The organism is Flavobacterium koreense (assembly GCF_054776075.1).
This window is the reverse complement of record NZ_BAAHCF010000029.1, coordinates 158,772-180,404: the sequence shown is the minus strand read 5'-3', so window position 1 is coordinate 180,404 and position 21,633 is coordinate 158,772. Positions and strand designations below refer to the sequence as shown.

Genomic DNA, 21,633 nt, shown 5'->3' with positions numbered 1-21,633 from the left:
AGTTATTTTATAAAAAGGTTGGGATAGAAAATATATTTATTTACTTTTATGCATAAAATAATTGTTCAGTATGACCAAACTACCTCATATTACCACTAGTATTTTCAGCATAATGTCGCAAATGGCAGCAGATTATAAAGCCATAAATTTATCGCAAGGCTTTCCGAATTTTCCTGTCGATGAACGTTTAAAAAACTTGGTCGCTCAATGGTCAAAAAAAGAAATTCATCAATATTTGCCGATGGCTGGTTTTCCTCCACTACTTGAGAAAATCGCGACACTTACCCAAAATTCTTATGGTAGAAAAGTGAATCCGAGAACTGATATTTTGATTACTGCAGGCGCTACAGAAGGTATATTTGCAACCATACAAGCATTAGTTGAACCAAATGAAGAAGTTATCATTTTGGATCCTAGTTATGATTGCTATGAAACGCCTATTTTACTATGTAATGCTATTCCAAAACGCATCAATCTGAATACCGATTTCTCTCCAAATTGGGAACTTATTGGAGCTACTATGAACAGTAAAACCAAAATGATTATCATTAATAATCCACATAATCCTACTGGAAAAACTTGGAGCGAAAATGACTTTGTACAACTCGAAAAATTATTAGAATTGTATCCAAAAGTTTTAGTTCTTTCCGATGAAGTTTATGAATACATCACCTTTGAAAACAAACATATTTCGATACATCATAGAGAAAAACTGAGAGATAGAAGTATTAGCGTTTCCTCATTTGGTAAATCATTTCACATCACAGGTTGGAAAATTGGATATTTAATTGCTCCTGAAGATTTAATGATTGAAATTAAAAAAGTACATCAATTTTTAGTGTTCAGTGTCAATAGTATTGCTCAATATGCCATAAATGATTATATGGATTTGGTGCAAGTTTCTGAACTTGGAAATTTTTACCAACAAAAGCGAGATTTATTTAGAAACTTAATGCAAAATTCTAAATTTGAACTACTTCCATGTGAGGGTTCTTATTTTCAGATAGCTTCTTATGCTGCTATTTCTGATGAAACTGATTTAGATTTTACTAAGCGCCTGGTTACAGAATTTGGAGTGGCTACCATTCCTCTTTCTCCATTTTATGCTGATGGAAAACAAACACAATGCATTCGCTTTTGTTTTGCCAAAGAAGATAACACTTTGATAGAAGCAACGAATCGATTGTTAAAATTATAATATTATGCGTGCATAATAAATTATTTTCTATATTTACACTTCTAAAACAAACTAAACTATGGATTTTTCAGCAAAAATGCTTCGTGACGATGCACTAAAAGGTAAAACAATTGTAGTAACAGGTGGCGGAAGTGGCTTGGGAAAAGCAATGACAAAATATTTTCTAGAATTAGGTGCTAATGTTGCAATTTCTTCAAGAGATTTGGAAAAATTAAAAACTACAGCATCAGAATTAGAAAAAGAAACTGGTGGTAAATGCTTACCTATTCAATGTGATGTAAGACATTATGAACAAGTAGAAGCTATGCTAGCAGAAGTTTTAAAAACTTTTGGAAAAGTGGATGTTCTTCTAAACAATGCAGCTGGAAACTTCATCTCTCCTACTGAAAGATTATCTGCAAATGCATTTGATACTATTATTGATATTGTTTTGAAAGGTTCGAAAAACTGCACTTTAGCTTTTGGAAAACATTGGATTGAAACGAAACAAACCAATTGCAATGTTTTAAATATTGTAACAACTTATGCTTGGACAGGTTCTGGTTATGTGGTTCCAAGTGCTACAGCAAAAGCAGGAGTTTTAGCTATGACAAGAAGTTTAGCCGTAGAATGGGCAAAATATGGTATTCGTATGAATGCTATTGCACCTGGTCCATTTCCAACTAAAGGTGCTTGGGACAGACTATTGCCAGGTGACTTAGCAGAAAAATTTGACATGGCTAAAAAAGTGCCATTAAGAAGAGTTGGTGATCACCAAGAATTAGCAAACCTTGCGGCTTATTTAGTTTCCGATTTTTCTGCCTATATCAATGGAGAGGTTGTTACTATTGATGGTGGAGAATGGTTGCAAGGCGCTGGACAATTCAATATTTTAGAAAAAATTCCTCAAGAAATGTGGGATATGCTTGAAGCAATGATTAAAAACAAAGGAAGTAAATAGTTTTTAGTGAACTTTACAATACCATTTAAAAAAGTCAGTTAGAATTTTCTATCTGACTTTTTTATTTGAAAAAGAATTATTGTCTAACAATTTAGTACTGAACACTGAAAACTAAATTTTACAAGATTGTTAACAAATAACACTTTTATAAACCATAAAAAATTGTATTTTTACCACTCAAAATTTGAATCAAATAAATGGGTAAAATCATTGCAATCGCCAACCAAAAAGGTGGTGTAGGAAAAACGACTACTTCGGTTAATTTAGCTGCATCACTAGGAGTTTTAGAAAAGAAAGTTTTATTAATCGACGCCGATCCGCAAGCCAATGCGAGTTCGGGTTTAGGCATTGATGTAGAAAGTGTAGAAATTGGAACGTATCAAATTATTGAACAAAGTAATATTCCTGAAGAAGCAATTGTAAAATCTACTTCTCCAAATGTTGATATAATTCCTGCGCACATTGACCTTGTAGCCATTGAAATTGAATTGGTAGACAAAGAAAATCGTGAGTATATGCTTAAACAGGCTTTAGAAAGCATTAAAGATAAATACGATTATATTTTAATTGATTGTGCACCATCACTAGGATTACTAACATTAAATGCTTTAACAGCAGCCGATTCTGTAGTAATTCCTATTCAATGTGAATATTTTGCGTTGGAAGGTTTAGGAAAATTATTGAATACAATAAAAAGCGTTCAAAAAATTCATAATCCAAACTTAGATATTGAGGGATTACTTTTAACAATGTATGATTCGCGTTTACGCCTTTCAAATCAAGTAGTAGAAGAAGTTCAAAAACATTTTAACGATATGGTTTTCAAAACTATAATTCAAAGAAATGTAAAATTAAGCGAGGCACCAAGTTTTGGAGAAAGTATCATTGCTTTTGATGCAACTAGCAAAGGAGCGATGAATTACTTGAGTTTGGCAGAAGAAATTATTAAAAAAAACAGTAACTAATTTATGGCGAAGGCACTAAAAAAACAAGCTTTAGGAAGAGGATTGTCTGCTTTGTTAAAAGATCCTGATAACGATATTAAATCAATTGATGATAAAAATGCTGACAAAGTTGTTGGTAATATTCTCGAAATTGAAATTGATTCTATTGAAATAAATCCGTTTCAACCTAGATCTAATTTTAATGAAGAAGCATTAAAAGAATTAGCTTCATCAATCAAGGAACTTGGTGTTATTCAGCCCATTACTGTAAGAAAATTAGATTTCAATAAATACCAATTAATTTCTGGTGAACGCCGTTTACGCGCTTCCAAATTAGTTGGAATGACAACAATTCCTGCCTACATTAGAATTGCTAATGATAACGAATCATTAGTAATGGCATTGGTTGAAAACATTCAACGTCACGATTTAGATCCAATCGAGATTGCTTTATCTTACCAACGTTTGATTGAAGAAATTCAACTAACTCAAGAACAAATGAGTGAACGAGTTGGAAAAAAACGCTCTACAATCACAAATTATCTTCGTCTTTTAAAATTAGACCCGATTATTCAAACAGGAATTCGTGATGGTTTTATTAGTATGGGACATGGTCGTGCAATGATTAATATAGATGACCAAGATGTTCAAACTGATATTTATCAAAAAATTGTAAGCCAAAACCTTTCTGTTCGTGATACAGAAGCTTTGGTAAAAAAACATCAAGACGGATTAAAACCTATTACTGCGAAAGCAAAAAAAGCAAGTTCATTTTCTATTGCAGACGACCAAAAGAAAGCCTTTACTAATTTCTTTGGAGCAAAAGTTGATGTAAAAGTTGACGGAAAAGGAAAAGGTAAAATTGCAATTCCATTTCATTCAGAAGAGGATTTTAATAGAATTGTAAAATTAATCAACGGTTAGTGATTAAGTCGATTTACATATCATTATTCTTACTTCTTTTGGGAAGTAATTTGTCATTTAGCCAAACTGAATTGGGTAAAGATTTAGTGGCTTTAGATACTATTAGCAAATCACAAATCAATCCGCTTGCACCTGCAAAAGCAGCTTTTTATTCAGCTGTTCTTCCCGGTTTAGGACAAGCCTACAATAAAAAATATTGGAAAATTCCTATTGTTTATGGAGCTATGGGAACTAGTATTTATTTCTATATTAGTAATAATAAAAAATACCACCAATATAGAGATGCTTACAAAAGTCGATTAGAAGGTTATACTGGAGATGAATTTTCTTACTTAGATGATTCACGACTTATTGCTGCACAAAAATTCTATCAAAGAAATCGAGATTTATCGATGCTTATCACTGGATTGTTTTACATTTTAAATATTGTCGATGCTAACGTTGATGCTCACCTAATGCAATTCAACGTAAATGAAAAACTTACTGTAAAACCAGATATTTACAGAAATGACTTCACTTCAAGACAAAATCTTGGTATTTCTGTAACTTTAAAATTATAAAGTTTTCTTAAAACTGTAACAAACAACATCACAAGCTAACTAACTCATCATGAAAATAGCACTTCTTGGATACGGAAAAATGGGTAAAGTAATTGAACGAATTGCTTTAGAAAGAGGTCATGAAATCGTACTAAGAAAATCAAGTGCTTCTTCTTTTGATGGACTAGATAATGCTGATGTTGCCATAGATTTTAGTGTACCAAGTTCTGCTGTCACAAATATTTCTGAGTGTTTGAATAACGGAATTCCAGTAATTTCAGGAACTACAGGTTGGTTGGAGGACTACAACAAAATGGTAACACTTTGTGAAGAAAAAAATGGCGCCTTTATTTATGGTTCTAATTTTAGTTTAGGAGTAAATTTATTTTTTGAATTGAATAATTATTTGGCAAAAATGATGTCAAAATTCAATCAATATAAAGTCACGATGGAAGAAATTCACCATACTCAAAAACTAGATGCTCCAAGTGGAACTGCTATTTCATTAGCAAAAGGAGTTATAGAAAATTCAAATTATAGCAATTGGACTTTAGAAAATCCAAATGAAAACGAAATTCAAATTGATGCTAAAAGAATAGAAAATGTTCCAGGAACACATAGTATTTTTTACACATCAGAAGTAGATACTATAGAAATCAAACATACAGCACATAATCGCGATGGGTTTGCTTTAGGTTCTGTAATAGCTGCAGAATGGTTAGTAGGAAAAAAAGGTGTTTTCACAATGAAAGACGTTTTAGAATTAGAATAAAGAAAATAGATATAGAAGATTAAATGAATTAAGATATTTTGCTCTTAAACTTTTAAACTCATAAACTTTTAAACAAATATAAAATGACAGCATATCAATGGTTTGTGTTTTTCCTAATTGTTCAACTAATCCACGGATTGGGAACATGGAAATTATATGAAAAAGCAGGAAGAAAATCTTGGGAAGCATTTATTCCAGTTTACAATTCGATAGTTTTGATGAAAATCATAAATCGACCTAGTTGGTGGACATTTTTATTATTTCTTCCGGTAATCAATCTAATGATGTTTCCTATTGTTTGGGTAGAAACCTTGAGAAGTTTTGGTAAAAATTCTTCAACTGATACTTTTCTTGGTGTGATTACTTGTGGGTTTTACATCTACTACATCAATTACACTCAGAATGTTGAATATATAAAAGATAGAAGTTTAACTCCAGCAACCAAAACTGGTGATACTATAGGCTCTTTGCTTTTTGCAATCATTGTTGCAACTTTCGTTCATACTTATTTTATTCAGCCTTTTGTAATCCCATCATCCTCTTTAGAAAAATCTTTACTAATTGGTGATTTTCTATTTGTAAGTAAGCAAAATTATGGTGCAAGAACTCCTATGACAACTATTGCAGCGCCAATGGTTCATGACACCTTACCATTTATTAAAACAAAATCATATTCTACTTTTCCGCAATTACCTTATTTTAGATTTCCAGGTTTTGAAAAGATAAAAAACAATGATATTGTAGTTTTCAATTGGCCAAGAGACACCTTATTCCATATGTATCTTCCAGCTGATAAAAGATATGACAAACCCATCGATAAAAAGACAAATTATGTAAAACGTTGCGTCGGAATTCCAGGTGATAGCCTACAAATCAAAGACGGAATTGTTTTTATTAATGGAAAAGAATTGATTTTACCAGATAGAGCAAAACCTCAATATTCTTATAAAGTAACTTTAGATCCAAAATCTACAACAGATTTTGACGCTGTTTTCAAAGATTTAAATATTACAGATGGATATGGATTTGAAACTGCAGACAGAGATTCATTAACTATTCGTGCGCTTACATTTGAAAATGCAGAAAAACTAAAAACAGTTTCTGGAATTACTTCTATAAAAAGAAATATCAGAAAAGGTCGTGAAAATGGAATTTTCCCATGCAAACATCACGACGGTGCAGATGAGAACAAAATTGCTTGGAGTGGCGATAATTATGGTCCTATTTACATTCCACAAGCTGGTAAAACGGTTGCATTAAATTTAGAATCTCTTCCATTCTACAAGATTATTATCAAAGAATATGAAGGAAATAAATTGAAAGTTGTTGGCAATGATATTTATATTAATGACAAAATAGCAACTACTTATACTTTCAAACAAAACTACTATTGGATGATGGGAGACAATCGTCATAATTCTTTAGATGCGCGTTATTTTGGTTATACTCCAGAAGATCATATAGTAGGAAAACCAATCTTTATTTGGATGAGTTGGGATTCTAATGGTCAAGGAATTATGAATAAAATTCGTTGGGAAAGATTGTTTACAACGGTAAGTGGTGAAGGACAACCTCAATCTTATTTTAAATATTTCTTATTTTTATTAGCTGCCTATTTCGTCGGTGAATACTTCTGGACTAAGAGAAAAGCAAAAAAATCTGAATAGTTTGAAAATAGTTTAAACGTTTAAATGTTTAGAAGTTTATGAGCCTTACTTTTAAACTCATAAACATTTAAACTCATAAACCTTAAAAATGAATATAATTTTATATCCTACTTATTTCCCATCAATAAGTCAGTTTATTGCAATGGCGCAAGCAGATTCGATTACTTTTGAAATGGAAGACAATTTCCAAAAACAAACCAATCGTAATAGAATGTACATATACAGTCCGAATGGCTTGCAAATGTTGAATGTTCCTATCAAACATAGTAAAGAACGTCATCAAAAGACAAAAGATGTAAGAATTGAAAACGACTTTGATTGGCAAAAACAACATTTTAAATCGCTAGAAGCTGGCTACAGAAGTTCGCCTTTCTTTGAATATTTTGAAGATGAAATAGTACCCATTTTTGAAAAAAAATATGCTTTTTTGAAAGATTTAAATTTTGATACCATGACTTTGGTTTCAAAATGTTTACGAATGCCATTTGAATATAAAGAAACTTCAGAATATTTTCAAGAAGTTCCAAACTTCAGAGACTTTAGAGATTTAGCTAACGGAAAAAAAGACACAACCATCATTACTCCATACACACAAGTATTTGATGATAAACATGGTTTTAAAAACAATTTGAGTATTCTCGATTTGCTTTTTAATGAAGGTCGTTATGCTTTAGATTATTTAAAAAATCAATCATTATAATCACTCAATCATTAACCTAGCAATGATTGGATAATGATCTGAATTTTTGAAGTTTGGAAAGCTTTGAAAGCTCTTAACTTGAATTGATTTGTCAGCAAAAATATAATCAATTCGTGCAGGATAATATTTGAAGTTATAGGTTTGACCAAAACCATTTCCCACCTCTTCAAAACAATCGTTCAGGTTTCCTTTAATACTTCTATAAACATACGAAAAGGCACTATTATTCATATCGCCACAAATAATCATTGGATACGAACACTCTTTTTTGTGTTTTACTAAAATCTCTGCTTGCAATTGCTGTTTTGTAAAAGCTTTACTAATTCTTTTTACAACTAATTCCGATTTGTGTTGGTTTATAGAATCAACATTATCTTGCATTTCGTTAACATCTGGCGATATTTTAATGGATTGCAAATGCATATTATAAACTCTTATTGTGTCTTTTCCTTTTCTAATATCGGCGTAAACGATTAGGTTATTAGATTCTGGAAATTCAATATTTCCTTTATCAATAATAGGATATTTTGAAAAAATAGCTTGACCTGTTCTAATTTTATTGCCTTGCATAAAAATAAACTTATGCTTGTACACACGTAAATCTACATTAGCAGTTTCTGAATATTCTTGAATACAAAGAATATCAGGATTTTGATCATTAATAAATTGTTTAATCTCATCGCCTACATTTTCCTTAGGTAACCATTGAAAAAGATTGAATAGTCGAACATTATAACTCATAACCACAAAATCCTTTTCTTCAAAAGTTTTTTCATTAGAAGAAAACTTGTAAAACTTATTTACGAAAGTAATTCCAAGAATTAATACAATGCCAGAAAGCATCATTTGTCTTTTGATTTGAAACAACCAATAAATAAAGAATAATCCGTTTAGTATTAAAAATAAAGGCAATATGAGTGTCAAAACTGATAAAAACGGAAAAAACTTTGGCGCAAGAAACGGCAAAACATAAGCAAGAAAAGTCAATACAGTCAACACTATATTGAAAAAATACATTACTTTATTAAACCATGAAAGCTTCTTCATATTTGTTTTACCAGAAAGTTAATTTTATTATTTGCAAACTGAAAACTGCTATCTATTTTCTGCAAACTGCAAACTGAACACTGAACACTGAACACTGAACACTATTTACCAGCTTTAAACAAAAACTCCTTTTCTTCTGTTGTTAAACTATCATAACCGGATTGACTTATTTTATCTAAAATTTCATCAATTTGTTGTTGTGTTTTATCTTTTACTACTATCTTACTTTTAGTTGTAGTATTAGATTTTTTTGTATTAACATGAACTTTTTTGAATGGTGTCGATTTCTTTGGTTGAAACAAATTAACAAAAAAATCAATTACTATGGTTACAATTCTACTTAAATCCGTTCCGCTTTGAAGTAACTTGATATAAATAACTCCAAAAAAAGCACCAGCAATGTGTGCGATGTGTCCACCAGTATTTTCTATTAAAATCTGCATAATATCTAAAATAAGAATTACTGCAGTTATGTGCCATAGCTTTACATTTCCTATCAACAACAATCTAACATTCATTAATGGTTGATAGGCAGTTGCAGCAACTAATATAGATAAAACTGCTGCAGAAGCTCCAACAATTGGCGCATTAATTCCGAGCAAATAATAAGAAACAGCAAAAACCAAACCTGCAAAAATGGAACTCAAAATGTACAATCCTAAAAACTGCTTTTGTGTAAAAAACGTCAAAAACAATCTTCCTGAGAAATTGAGCATTACCATATTAAAAAACAAATGCCAAAATCCAGAATGAAGAAAAGCATAAGTCAAAAATGTCCAAGGAAATATCAAAAAATCATTTGGATTTGATGATAAAGCTAACCATGAAGGATAATCAAATTGATATTCCTTAAACTTAAAAAAAAGCACTAACGACAATAGAAAAACACCAACATTCCAATAAATTACTTTATTAGTGATGTCGCCAATTTTGTATTGCAATTTTATATCATCAAAAATCCTACTCATTTAGTCCCAACGTTTATGATTAAACTGATTTTTCTTCCAATACCACATCATTATAAAACCTGTTAATGCACCACCAATGTGAGCAAAATGGGCAATTCCTGTACTTCCTGCTCCAAAAATTGAACTTCCTTTGAAACCTAAAAATAAATCAATTGCTAAAATCCCAGGTACAAAATATTTGGCTTTTATTGGAATTGGAATAAACATCAATGCTAATTCAGCATTTGGAAACATAAAAGCAAAAGCAACTAAAAGGCCGTAAACAGCTCCTGAAGCTCCAACGGCTGGAGTATGGTAAGAAATACTTAATACATCAACTCCATCTTGTCCAATTATATCTAACCATCTTCTGTCAAACATATTTTGATTTAGTAAACTAAGTACATCCTCTTTTTTAAAACCAGAATCTAGTAAACACGAAAGTTCATTTCTAAACTCTAAATAATTAATAAAACTATGCAATAAAGCCGCTCCAAGTCCACATGAAATATAAAAAAACAAGAACTTATTTCCACCCCAAAAATGCTCTAAAGCACTTCCAAAGGAATACAATGCAAACATATTAAAGAAAATATGTGCAATCCCTCCATGCATAAACATGTGTGTTAATGGTTGCCAGAACTTGAACATGGGATTTTCAAAATAGTACAATGCAAAATAACTTTCTGCAAGTGGAACTATTTGACTTCCAATAAAAAAGATAATATTAATTATCAAAAGTTGTTTTACAACAGGTGTGATATTCATCATAAGGCAAATCGTTTATCAATATCTTCCACACGCATCGTGATGAAAGTTGGTTTTTGAAATGGCGAAACATTCGGTTCTTTGCACGCAAAAAGATTGTTAACCAAGTTTTCCTGTTCTTTTTCTGTTAAATAAGTTCCTGTTTTTACAGCCAAACTTTTGGCCATAGACTTAGCAATAGTATCATTTTGACTAAAACTACTATCAGGAATTCCGTCTTGCAAATCGGAAAGTAATTGCTCTAAAACCATTGAAATTTCACTTTCCGTAGTATTCACAGGAATTCCAGAAATATGAATAGAGTCTGTATCAAAAGCTTCAAAAACAAATCCTGTATTCTCTAAAGAAGGTTGCAATTCGGCTATCAATTTCAGTTCATTATTTGAAAAATACATCTGCAAAGGAAACAACAACTGTTGACTTGAAGCTTGATGAACAGTCATATTCGTAAGAAATTGTTCATACAAAATACGTTGATGCGCACGACCTTGATCCATAATAACCATTCCAGACTTTATTGGACTAACAATGTATTTTTTATGAATTTGATACGTTCTATTTATGGTTTGTTCTTCTTCTTTTTCATCAAATAATGATGCCGTCACTTCTTCACTTTCAAATGAAAAAGTTTCTACTTCTGAAGTATCATTTTTTAAACCAACATATAAACTTTCCCAATTAGAACCTGCAACTTCCTGCTTTTTATAAGAATTAGAACCTCCTGAAAATTGTTTGCTTGGCTTTTCGTCTGCAAATGGATTAAAAGTACTATCCACCTGAACTGTTGGATATTCTGCAGTTTTATTTTGATATTGATATGGCGTATCTAAATTTGGATCTCTATCAAAATCTAAAACAGGCGCTACATTAAATTGTCCTAAACTGTGCTTGATTGTGGAACGCAAAATCGCATACAAAGCATGTTCATCATCAAACTTAATTTCAGTTTTTGTTGGATGAATATTGATATCAATAGTATTAGGCGGAACATTTAAGTAAATAAAATAAGTAGGTTGCGAACCATTAGGCAACAAACCTTCGTAAGCAGCCATCACAGCATGATGCAAATAACCACTTTTTATGAATCTATCGTTGACAAAAAAGAATTGCTCGCCTCGATTTTTCTTAGCAAATTCAGGTTTTCCAACAAATCCTTCAATAGTTACAATTTCAGTTTCTTCTTGAATTGGAACCAATTTTTCATTGGTTTTACCCGAAAAAACATTCACAATTCGCTGACGATAATTAGAATTTGGAAGATTAAACATTTCACTTCCATTGTGATACATTGTGAAATAAATGTTTGGATGTGCTAACGCTACACGTTGAAATTCATCAACAATATGACGAAATTCAACTGTTTCAGATTTAAGAAAATTACGTCGTGCCGGAATATTAAAAAACAAATTCTTCACGGCAAACGAAGTTCCTTTTGGCAAAACTGATGGATCTTGCGAAATAAATTTGCTCCCTTCAATAATTATATGAGTTCCTAGTTCGTCTTGTTCTTGTTTGGTTTTCATTTCCACATGAGCAATAGCAGCAATCGATGCTAAAGCTTCACCGCGAAAACCTTTGGTATGAAGCGAAAATAAATCTTCCGCTTGACGAATTTTGGAAGTTGCGTGACGTTCAAAACACAATCTTGAATCGGTAACACTCATTCCTTTTCCGTTATCAATAACTTGAACTAACGATTTTCCAGCATCTTTTATAATTAATTTTATATCCGTTGCTCCAGCATCAACAGCATTTTCTAATAATTCTTTTACTACAGAAGCAGGACGTTGCACCACTTCACCAGCGGCAATTTGGTTGGCAACATGATCGGGAAGTAATTGAATTATGCTAGACATTTATTTGTTTATGGTTTGGTGTTTATTGTTCATGGTTAAAAACCAAAGTTAGCAAATTTAAGGAAAATCTATTGTTTATTATAGTTAACAACTTACTAAAAAAGAAAAAACCTACTCTTTGAAAAAGCAGGTTTAAATTTTATGTTTTATAACTTGAGTTAGAATTACTTATTTTCAGAATTTCTTCTTAAATCAGCCATTTTAATTGCCGCAATTGCTGCTTCTGTTCCTTTATTACCATGAACTCCTCCACTTCTATCGATAGATTGTTGCTCGTTATTATCAGTAAGCAAACAAAATATCACTGGAACATCAGTTTGAACATTCAAATCTTTTATTCCTTGAGTCACACCTTCGCAAACAAATTCGAAATGCATTGTTTCACCTTTGATTACACAACCAATCGTAATTACAACATCAACTTCTTGTGTTACAATCATTCTTTGCGCACCATAAACAAGTTCAAAACTTCCTGGCACATTCCAACGAATGATATTTTCTTGAACAGCACCACAATCCAAAAGAGCATCCAAAGTTCCTTTATAAAGTCCTTCTGTGATGTGGTCATTCCATTCTGAAACAACAATCCCAAACCGAAAGTTCTTCGCGTTTGGGATTGTGTTTTTATCGTAATTGGATAAATTTTTATTAGCTGTAGCCATTTTATTAGTGTTCAGTGCTCAGTTCACAGTGTTCAGCAACAAACTGCTAACTGAACACTGAATACTGAATACTAATTATTGAGCCATTCCAATTAAAGCATCAATTTGTTGTGCTTCTGGTGCAGTCTCATATTTTTCTTTGATTTGAGTAAAATATTTCAAAGCATCCGATTTTTTACCTAAAGCTAAAGCCGTTTGTCCTGCTTTATATAAATATCTTGGAGTTGTAAATTCATTTACATTTTGTTCAGAAGCTTTCACGTAAAAATCTAAAGCTTTTTGTGTGTCATTCTTTTGAGCGTAAGCATCACCAATAGCTCCAGTTGCAATAGCACCTAAGAAAGCATCTTTAGATGAAAATTTCTCAAGATATTTGATTGCATCATCATACTTTTTAAGATTCAAAGAAGCAATACCAGCATAATAGTTAGCTATATTTCCAGAATCAGTACCAGAATATTGGTCAGCGATTCCAGGAGCTCCTTGTTTTCCTTCAGAACCTTTAAGAACTAAAGTATATAATGAATCTTGTTTTTTAGCATCAGTAGCATCAGTAGCTAATTGAAAATTTTGTTGAGCAACAAATAAATCTTCAGTAGCATCAACTTGCTTTGGCTCAGCAATAAACTTTTGATAAAGTAAATAACCAATAGTTACAAGAGCAACAGCTCCTAAAAATCCTAAAATATATTTTTGGTTTTTAGCAACAAAATCTTCTGTTTTCGATGCTGTTTCATCTAATGCGTCAAATGCTTTTGCAGTTGTACTATCTTTAGCATCAACATTTGGAGTATCTTCAATAAAATTAGCGTCTACTTTTTCTTCTTTTTCTTTTGGTGTTTTGTAACCTCTCTTATTATAAGTTGCCATTTAAATTTAATTTAGTGTGCGCAAAAATAAAATTTTTATTCTAATTTGAAAGTCATTTTGTCGATAATTTTCAATAATTTGCACCCACTTAAAAAAAAATACTTATCAAGTCGCTGATTATAGTGTTTTCAAGCCATTACAAATGTTTTTAAAAAAAATTTCTTTATTCAATTATAAAAATTTTTCGGAAGCTTCCTTCGAATTTGATTCCAAAATCAATTGTTTCGTTGGAAAAAATGGTATTGGAAAGACCAATGTGCTTGATGCAATTTATCATTTGGCTTATGGAAAAAGCTATTTTAATCCGTTAGCGGTTCAAAATATTAAGCATAATGAAGAGTTTTTTGTAATTGATGGCGAATTTGAAAAATCAGAACGAAACGAACAAATTGTAAGTAGTTTCAAAAAAGGTCAGAAGAAAATTTTGAAAAGAAACGGAAAACCTTACGAGAAATTTTCAGATCATATTGGATTTATTCCGCTAGTAATTATTTCACCAGCAGACAACGATTTAATTATTGAAGGAAGTGAAACTCGTAGAAAATTCATTGACAGTGTTATTTCGCAATTGGATTCCTCCTATTTGCAAGAATTGATTCAATATCAAAAAATTATCAGTCAACGTAATGCTTTGCTGAAATATTTCGCACTAAATCATGTATTTGAAACTGATACATTATCAATTTACAACGAACAGTTGAATGATTTAGGTCAGAAAATTTTTGAAAAAAGAAAACAATTTATCAATGATTTTTTACCGATTTTTAATAAACATCATCAAGCTATTTCTGGTTCAGAAGAAAAAGTGCAATTGGTTTATGAAAGTCATTTATTTGAAGGAACAACATTGCAATTATTAGAACAAAACTTGTCGAAAGATAGAGCATTGCAATATACTTCTGTTGGAATTCACAAAGATGATTTAGCTTTTCAAATTGATGGTTTTCCAATTAAAAAATTTGGTTCTCAAGGGCAACAAAAATCGTTTTTAATTGCTCTTAAACTTGCTCAATTTGAATTTGTAAAAAAACAAAGTGGCGAAAAACCGATTTTATTATTTGATGATATTTTTGATAAATTGGATGAAACGCGTGTGAGTAAAATTGTAGCAATGGTCAACCAAGAGGAATTTGGACAACTTTTCATCTCTGACACACATCCAGAACGCACAGAAAGTATTGTAAAAACAACACATCAGAGTTATAAAATATTTAGTTTGTAACATTTGTTATATTGTTCTATTTTTACTTCTTTAATTTTGCTTCAAAAAAAATATTATGAGAAAAATTCTATCAATACTATCGTTATCCATCCTATTTATTAGTTGTCAAGGACAAACAAGTAAATCTGTTGAAACTGCAGAATCAAATCAACCTATCAAAACTCTTGCAGGAATCGATTATGAAACAAAATTATTAGGAACAAAAAATCCTCAATTATTAGATGTTAGAACTCCTGAAGAATATTCTGTTGAACATCTTGAAAATGCCTCAAACGTTAATTGGAACGGAAGTGATTTTACTGCAAAAGTTGAAAAGTTAGACAAATCAAAACCTGTTTTCGTTTATTGTAAAGTTGGAGGAAGAAGCAGTCAAGCAGCCAATAAATTATCTGAACTTGGATTCAAAGAAATCTACAATTTAGATGGCGGAATCATGAAATGGCAAGGAAAGAAAACTTCAAATGCAGCTGCAACTCCAAAAGGATTATCGGTTTCAGAATTTGAAAAATTAATCAATTCCGACAAAAAAGTTATCATTAATTTTTCTGCAAAATGGTGTGCGCCATGTAAAAAAATGGCACCTTATTTAACCAAAATGCAAGAAGAATTAAAAGGTAAAATATCATTAATTAGATTAGATGCCGATGAAAACAAAACTTTATTGGAAACTATGAAACTTGATGAATTACCAGTAATTTTGATTTATGAAAATGGTAAAGAAACATGGAGACATCTAGGCTTTTTATCTGAAGAAGATTTGAGAAAACGACTATAAATTAACGATTGAAGATTAACGATTTTTGATTTTAGAAACTATAAAAAATGATAACAAAAGAAGCGCTTCAATTTCTAGCCGATTTAATTGCAAACAATAATACCGAATGGATGCATGAGAACAAAAAAAGATATGAAAGTTATAAGAAAGACTATCATAACTTCATTGCGTCTATTCTCAATGAAATGAAGCCATTAGACAAATCGCTTGAGCCATTGGAGGTTAAAAATTGTACATTTCGTATCAATCGTGATATCCGTTTTTCTAAAGATAAATCGCCTTACAAAACCAATATGGGTGTTTGGATGTCTCAAAATAAAAACAGCAAAAATGCTCCTGGTTATTACATTCATTTTGAAAAAGGAAATTGTTTTATCGCAGGTGGCGTTTGGTGTCCAGAACCTAGTGAGTTAAAATTGATTCGTAAGGAAATAGAATTTTTTCACGACGATTTAGAAGCTATTGTTGCTGATAAAACTTTTAAAAATGAGTTTAAAGAACTGACTAGAGACGAAAGCAATACTTTGAAAAAAGCACCAAAAGATTTTGATCCAAACCATCCAGCGATTGAATTTTTAAAATTGAAAAGCTTTACCGCTTCACATAAAATCGATGAAAAACTATTTACTGATAAAGATTTTAGTAAAATCATAGCTCAAAAACTAATCGCACTAAAACCGATGAATGACTTTTTGAGAAGAGCTTTAGAAACAACGGATTAAAATTCCAAAAAAGAAATACCAAATTCCAATTTTCTCTTTGCGAACTTTGCGAAAAACTTTGCGAACTTTGCGTTAAAATTTCAAACAAATGCAAATCCATAATAATTTCTCCTTAAAAAAATACAATACTTTTGGTATTGAAGCCAAAGCCAAACAATTTGTAGCGGTTCATAATATTGATGAATTGAAATCTGTTTTAGAAAATCACGTTTCAGATAAAAAATTCATTCTTGGTGGTGGAAGCAATATGCTGTTAACAAAGGATATTGAAGCTTTGGTAATCCATGTTGATTTGAAAGGAAAAAAAATCATTAAAGAAGACGACGATTTTGTTTGGGTTGAAAGTCAAGCAGGCGAAAATTGGCACGAATTTGTACTTTGGACCATCAATCAAAATTTTGGTGGATTGGAAAACATGTCTTTGATTCCTGGTAATGTTGGTACAACACCAGTTCAAAATATTGGTGCTTACGGAACCGAAATTAAAGACACTTTTGTATCCAGTGAAGCTATGAATATTCTATCACAAGAAATGAAATCCTTCACGAAAGAAGATTGCAATTTTGGCTATAGAGAAAGTGTTTTCAAGCAAGAAGCAAAAGATAAATATGTGATCACTTCTGTGGTTTTCAAACTCACAAAACGCAATCACAAAATCAATACTTCGTATGGTGATATTACAAAAGAATTGGAAAAACAAAATGTTATAACTCCAACATTAAAAGACGTTTCTAATGCTGTGATAGCCATTCGTCAAAGTAAATTACCTGATCCAAAAGAACTTGGAAATAGCGGAAGTTTCTTTAAAAACCCCATTATTTCAAAAGAATTATTCGAAAAAGTACAACAAAAATTTCCAGAAGTAAAATTCTTTGAAGTTTCACCAACCGAAGTGAAAGTTCCTGCAGGTTGGCTTATTGAACATTCTGGATTAAAAGGTTATCGAAAAGACGATGCAGGAGTTCATAAAAACCAAGCGCTAGTTCTAGTAAATTACGGAAACGCAACTGGACAAGATATTTTAAACTTATCAAAATACGTTCAAAAAACAGTTTTCGATAAATACGGAATTGCAATTGAGGCAGAAGTTAATGTGATATGATATCAAATTTTGAATTTTAGATATTAAATTTGAAAATCTGCTATTTAAAATCTAAAATTCAAAATTGAATTTCATACTTTTGCAATCGTTTTTAAATAAGACCATAAAGCCATTATGTTACTAATTTTACTTTGTTTATTCATTGCTGTTGTAGTTGTTCAATTCCTATATTATGTAGTGTTTTTTGGTAAATTTTCTTTTGCTAAACCACAAACTTCTACACCAAAAAGAGTTCCGATTTCAGTAATTGTTTGTGCTAAAAACGAAGAAGAAAATGTAAAAAGTTTCGTTCCCTTATTGGCTGAACAAAATTATCCAGATTACGAAATAGTGCTTATTGACGATGCTTCGAGCGATGAAACCTTAGAAGTTTTTGAAGCTTTTGAAAAACAATATCCTAATGTTAAATTAGTAAAAGTAGAAAATAACGAAGCGTTTTGGGGAAATAAAAAATTTGCTTTAACACTTGGAATAAAAGCTGCAAAAAACGAATACCTACTTTTCTCAGATGCTGATTGTTACCCAAAATCTAATGATTGGATTAAAGAAATGTCATCCCAATTTACCCAACAAAAAACGATTGTGTTAGGTTATGGCGCTTACGAAAAAATTAAAAATTCGTTTCTAAATAAAATCATCCGTTTTGAAACCTTATTGACGGCAACGCAATATTTTTCATGGGCAAAATTAGGAAAACCTTACATGGGTGTTGGTCGTAATATGGCCTACAAACGTGAAGAATTTTTCAAAGTTCGCGGTTTTATGGATCACATGAAAATTCGTTCTGGAGATGATGATTTGTTCATCAATCAAGCGGCAAACGCCAAGAATACAACCGTTTGTTACACACCAGAAAGTTTTACTTTTTCTAAGCCAAAAACTACTTTTAAAGACTGGTTTACACAAAAAAGAAGACACGTTGCCACTGCACAACATTACAAAGCATCAGACAGAACGCAATTGGCAATTTTTTATGCTACCCAATTATTATTTCTAATTTTACCAATAATCCTTTTAGCATTCCAATTTCAGTGGATTATTGTACTAAGTTTGATAGGTTTCCGTTATCTATTTGCATGGTTATCACTTGGATTTGCAGCCGGAAAACTAAAAGAAAAAGACGTAATGTATTGGTTTCCAATTATTGAAATCGTTTTAATATTCACGCAACTTAACGTTTTCATCACCAATACCTTTTCAAAACCCGTTCAGTGGAAATAAATCCGTACATAGAAAAAGCTAAAAAAGGCGATCAAGTAGCCTTCACTTACCTACTCGACCATTATTGGAATGAGGTCTATGGATTTATGCTAAAACGTACCGAAAACGAAACCGATGCCGAAGATATTACCATAGAAACATTCTCAAAAGCATTCGATAAATTAACCACTTACAATCCTGAATTTCAATTCAATACTTGGTTAATTGCCATTGCAAAAAACGTTCACATTGATTTGCTTCGCAAAAAAAAATCAACACTTTTTGTAGAAATTACCGACGAAGAAGATCAACAAGCTTATAATATAGCTGACACATCTCCAACAGCTGAAGATGAGTTGATTACAGAGCAAAATTTATCACAACTCTTACAATTTATAAAAGAATTAAAACCTCATTATCAAGAAGTAATACAACTTCGTTACTTTCAAGAAATGAGTTACCAAGAAATTGCCGAACAACTTGAAGAACCTTTGAGTAACGTCAAAATCAAACTCCTTCGCGCCAAAAAACTCTTAGCAGAAATCATCCAAACAAAACGATAATTATTTCTGGAAACGAATGGCTTGGTTCCTTTTGGTTTCCATTTTCCTGCTTTACATTACAATCTTTGTTTATCAACAAAGGATTTCCATTGCAATCAGGGTTAGCTAGTTCATGTATTGAATAGAGTTCCAGATTCACAAAAACTCAACTATAAATTCAATTTACAAACAATACATTATAATAAAATACATTTTCTTACAAAAATCACACAATATTGGAATAATCTTTGCGTTATTAAAACAAGAAACAGATTAGAATAATTTACAAAGTTTTTGAAATCTGAAATCTGATATCTGAAATCTAATATCTAAAGCTTATGTAACATCGATACTTAACAATTAAAACTATAAATTATGTCAAACTTAAGTATCTTTGAAAAAAAGTGGTTAGACCTTGTATTTGAAGGCAAAAACCAAGAGTATGGTGCATACAAATTACGTCAAGACAGCACCAAAACAACCATTATTGCATTCTTCTCAGGAATTCTATTCCTTGGTTTTGTATCAGGAATGGGTATGCTTTTAAGTTCATTTGGACCTAAACCTGTAATCTTGCCAGAGGAACCACTAAATGATTCTATAATAGTAGTAAAGTATGTAGAACCATTAATTGAAAAACCAAAATCTGCTGAACCAATTACTAATAATAGCGCTCCTGTAGAAAAAGTTCCTATTAACAAAAAAATTGTTGTTGCTGCTACAGTTGAAGCAAAAGAACCTGTTCCAATAACTTCTGAATTGCCAAAAATCAACACTCCAATTGGCACACCAGGTACAGGAACTCCAGGAACACCAGGTGTAGTTGATGGTGGTGGAACAATACCTAAACCAGAGGTAATTACTCCAAAAGGACCAGTTACTCCAGCTGAATTAGACAAACAACCTTTTTTTCCTGGAGGAATTAAAAAATTCTATGAGTACGTGGGAACAAATTTTGAAAAACAAAATATTGATGAAGAAGAAGGGCAAGCAATAAGAGTTTTAGTGTCTTTTGTAATTGAGAAAAATGGATCAATGACAGATATTGAAGTAACAAGAAAAACAACTCCAGAAATTGATAAAGAAGCTATTAGAGTTTTAAAATCTTTAAAAACTAAATGGGCTCCTGGAATTAAAAATGGAGAACCAGTAAGAACTCAATTTACGCTACCAATTACTGTAATGCTATAATTATTGATTCCTGACTTGTAATTCAAGTTAATAAATGTGTGAACTGCTTTGCCAAAACAAAGCAGTTTTTTTTTGAAACAAAGTATAAATATTTCTTAATGATCAAAAATCTGAAATAGAATAATCAAAATCTAAAATCTACATTCGTATCTTTGCATTTCAAAAAAAGTGAATATGGAAACGGCTACTGAAAATAACCTTCCAATTGGAAAACCAAAATGGCTAAAAGTTAAGTTACCTATTGGTCAAAAATATACCGAACTTCGTGGATTAGTTGACAAATACAAACTAAATACTATCTGTACCTCAGGAAGTTGTCCAAATATGGGTGAATGTTGGGGTGAAGGAACAGCTACTTTCATGATTCTTGGTAATATTTGTACGCGTTCTTGCGGATTTTGTGGCGTAAAAACTGGACGTCCAGAAAATGTTGATTGGGATGAACCAGAAAAAGTAGCGCGTTCTATAAAAATAATGAACATCAAACATGCAGTTATCACTAGTGTTGATAGAGATGACTTGAAAGACATGGGTTCAATTATATGGTTAGAAACTGTTCAAGCCATTCGCAGAATGAATCCAAACACAACTTTAGAAACTTTAATTCCAGATTTTCAAGGAAATACTAGAAATATCGATAGAATTATTGAAGCTAATCCTGAAGTTGTTTCACACAATATGGAAACGGTTCGTCGTTTAACTCGTGAAGTTAGAATTCAAGCGAAATATGATAAGAGTTTAGAAGTTTTAAGATATTTAAAAGAAAAAGGAATTCGCAGAACTAAATCGGGAATCATGTTAGGTTTGGGTGAAACTGAAGCAGAAGTTATTGAAACTATGCAAGACATTCGCAACCAAAATGTAGATATCATTACTATTGGACAATATTTGCAACCAAGTAAAAAACACTTACCTGTAAAAGAGTTTATCACTCCAGAACAATTTGAAAAATACGAAAAATTAGGTAAAGAAATGGGATTCCGTCATGTAGAAAGTGGAGCTTTAGTGCGTTCTTCTTATCATGCTGAAAAGCATATTTTGTAAA

22 protein-coding genes are annotated in these 21,633 nt (G+C 31.4%); 16 read left to right on the top strand and 6 right to left on the bottom strand.

Annotation, left to right across the window (positions count from 1 at the left end):
* Positions 1–70 precede the first annotated feature (70 nt).
* The 8 genes from ACYU7A_RS08970 (at position 71) to ACYU7A_RS08935 (ending at position 7,684) form a co-directional block, all read left to right on the top strand.
* Positions 71–1,198 carry a methionine aminotransferase gene (locus tag ACYU7A_RS08970; RefSeq protein WP_460575884.1) on the top strand — a complete coding sequence of 376 codons (1,128 nt, stop codon included), beginning with the start codon at positions 71–73 and terminating at the stop codon, positions 1,196–1,198.
* Between the two features lie 58 nt (positions 1,199–1,256).
* A complete protein-coding gene (locus tag ACYU7A_RS08965) occupies positions 1,257–2,138 on the top strand; it encodes an SDR family oxidoreductase (protein ID WP_460575882.1) in 882 nt (293 codons plus the stop codon).
* Positions 2,139–2,335: 197 nt separating this feature from the next.
* Positions 2,336–3,103, top strand: a complete 768-nt coding sequence (locus ACYU7A_RS08960; RefSeq protein ID WP_396145058.1) for a ParA family protein — start codon at positions 2,336–2,338, stop codon at positions 3,101–3,103.
* A 3-nt stretch (positions 3,104–3,106) separates the two neighbouring features.
* Positions 3,107–4,006, top strand: coding sequence for a ParB/RepB/Spo0J family partition protein (locus ACYU7A_RS08955; protein ID WP_460575880.1), 900 nt, complete (start codon positions 3,107–3,109; stop codon positions 4,004–4,006).
* 2 nt (positions 4,007–4,008) lie between these two features.
* Positions 4,009–4,566: a DUF5683 domain-containing protein gene (locus ACYU7A_RS08950; RefSeq protein ID WP_396145138.1), complete on the top strand. Its 558-nt coding sequence runs from the start codon at positions 4,009–4,011 to the stop codon at positions 4,564–4,566.
* 49 nt (positions 4,567–4,615) lie between these two features.
* The gene (dapB, locus tag ACYU7A_RS08945) at positions 4,616–5,317 is read left to right on the top strand and encodes a 4-hydroxy-tetrahydrodipicolinate reductase (RefSeq protein ID WP_460575878.1); all 702 of its coding nucleotides are present in this window, start codon (positions 4,616–4,618) and stop codon (positions 5,315–5,317) included.
* An 83-nt stretch (positions 5,318–5,400) separates the two neighbouring features.
* Positions 5,401–6,984 (top strand): signal peptidase I, encoded by a 1,584-nt coding sequence (lepB, locus tag ACYU7A_RS08940; protein WP_460575876.1) that lies wholly within the window; start codon positions 5,401–5,403, stop codon positions 6,982–6,984.
* Between the two features lie 88 nt (positions 6,985–7,072).
* Positions 7,073–7,684: a WbqC family protein gene (locus ACYU7A_RS08935; protein ID WP_460575874.1), complete on the top strand. Its 612-nt coding sequence runs from the start codon at positions 7,073–7,075 to the stop codon at positions 7,682–7,684.
* On the opposite strand, the gene ACYU7A_RS08930 is transcribed toward ACYU7A_RS08935, so the two are convergent.
* From ACYU7A_RS08930 to ACYU7A_RS08905, 6 genes are all read right to left on the bottom strand, one after another.
* On the bottom strand, positions 7,685–8,731 hold the full coding sequence (locus ACYU7A_RS08930; protein ID WP_298308334.1) for an endonuclease/exonuclease/phosphatase family protein: 1,047 nt from the start codon (positions 8,729–8,731) through the stop codon (positions 7,685–7,687).
* Positions 8,732–8,832: 101 nt separating this feature from the next.
* The gene (locus ACYU7A_RS08925) at positions 8,833–9,699 is read right to left on the bottom strand and encodes a rhomboid family intramembrane serine protease (RefSeq protein WP_460575872.1); all 867 of its coding nucleotides are present in this window, start codon (positions 9,697–9,699) and stop codon (positions 8,833–8,835) included.
* On the bottom strand, positions 9,700–10,446 hold the full coding sequence (locus ACYU7A_RS08920) for a rhomboid family intramembrane serine protease (RefSeq protein ID WP_460576692.1): 747 nt from the start codon (positions 10,444–10,446) through the stop codon (positions 9,700–9,702).
* Complete coding sequence (gene mutL, locus ACYU7A_RS08915; protein WP_460575870.1) at positions 10,446–12,302, bottom strand: DNA mismatch repair endonuclease MutL; 1,857 nt, start codon at positions 12,300–12,302, stop codon at positions 10,446–10,448. Before mutL ends, ACYU7A_RS08920 begins: the two co-directional genes overlap by 1 nt.
* 164 nt (positions 12,303–12,466) lie before the next feature.
* On the bottom strand, positions 12,467–12,964 hold the full coding sequence (gene ribH / locus ACYU7A_RS08910) for a 6,7-dimethyl-8-ribityllumazine synthase (RefSeq protein ID WP_460575868.1): 498 nt from the start codon (positions 12,962–12,964) through the stop codon (positions 12,467–12,469).
* 75 nt (positions 12,965–13,039) lie between these two features.
* Positions 13,040–13,834, bottom strand: a complete 795-nt coding sequence (locus tag ACYU7A_RS08905; protein WP_396145037.1) for a tol-pal system YbgF family protein — start codon at positions 13,832–13,834, stop codon at positions 13,040–13,042.
* A gap of 142 nt (positions 13,835–13,976) precedes the next feature.
* Here ACYU7A_RS08905 and recF point away from each other — a divergent pair, with 142 nt between their 5' ends.
* From recF to lipA, 8 genes are all read left to right on the top strand, one after another.
* Positions 13,977–15,056 (top strand): DNA replication/repair protein RecF, encoded by a 1,080-nt coding sequence (gene recF / locus ACYU7A_RS08900; RefSeq protein WP_460575865.1) that lies wholly within the window; start codon positions 13,977–13,979, stop codon positions 15,054–15,056.
* 55 nt (positions 15,057–15,111) lie between these two features.
* Positions 15,112–15,831 (top strand): rhodanese-like domain-containing protein, encoded by a 720-nt coding sequence (locus tag ACYU7A_RS08895; protein WP_460575863.1) that lies wholly within the window; start codon positions 15,112–15,114, stop codon positions 15,829–15,831.
* 47 nt (positions 15,832–15,878) lie between these two features.
* Positions 15,879–16,553, top strand: a complete 675-nt coding sequence (locus ACYU7A_RS08890) for a DUF2461 domain-containing protein (RefSeq protein WP_460575861.1) — start codon at positions 15,879–15,881, stop codon at positions 16,551–16,553.
* An 88-nt stretch (positions 16,554–16,641) separates the two neighbouring features.
* Positions 16,642–17,655, top strand: coding sequence for a UDP-N-acetylmuramate dehydrogenase (gene murB / locus ACYU7A_RS08885; RefSeq protein WP_460575859.1), 1,014 nt, complete (start codon positions 16,642–16,644; stop codon positions 17,653–17,655).
* A 114-nt stretch (positions 17,656–17,769) separates the two neighbouring features.
* Positions 17,770–18,876, top strand: coding sequence for a glycosyltransferase (locus ACYU7A_RS08880; RefSeq protein ID WP_460575857.1), 1,107 nt, complete (start codon positions 17,770–17,772; stop codon positions 18,874–18,876).
* Entirely contained in the window at positions 18,867–19,418 is a 552-nt protein-coding gene (locus ACYU7A_RS08875; RefSeq protein ID WP_298308368.1) for an RNA polymerase sigma factor, read from the top strand. The genes ACYU7A_RS08880 and ACYU7A_RS08875 overlap by 10 nt, the downstream gene beginning before the upstream one ends.
* A gap of 354 nt (positions 19,419–19,772) precedes the next feature.
* A complete protein-coding gene (locus ACYU7A_RS08870; protein ID WP_460575856.1) occupies positions 19,773–20,588 on the top strand; it encodes an energy transducer TonB in 816 nt (271 codons plus the stop codon).
* 174 nt (positions 20,589–20,762) lie between these two features.
* The gene (gene lipA, locus ACYU7A_RS08865) at positions 20,763–21,632 is read left to right on the top strand and encodes a lipoyl synthase (RefSeq protein ID WP_298308373.1); all 870 of its coding nucleotides are present in this window, start codon (positions 20,763–20,765) and stop codon (positions 21,630–21,632) included.
* Position 21,633: the final 1 nt, after the last annotated feature.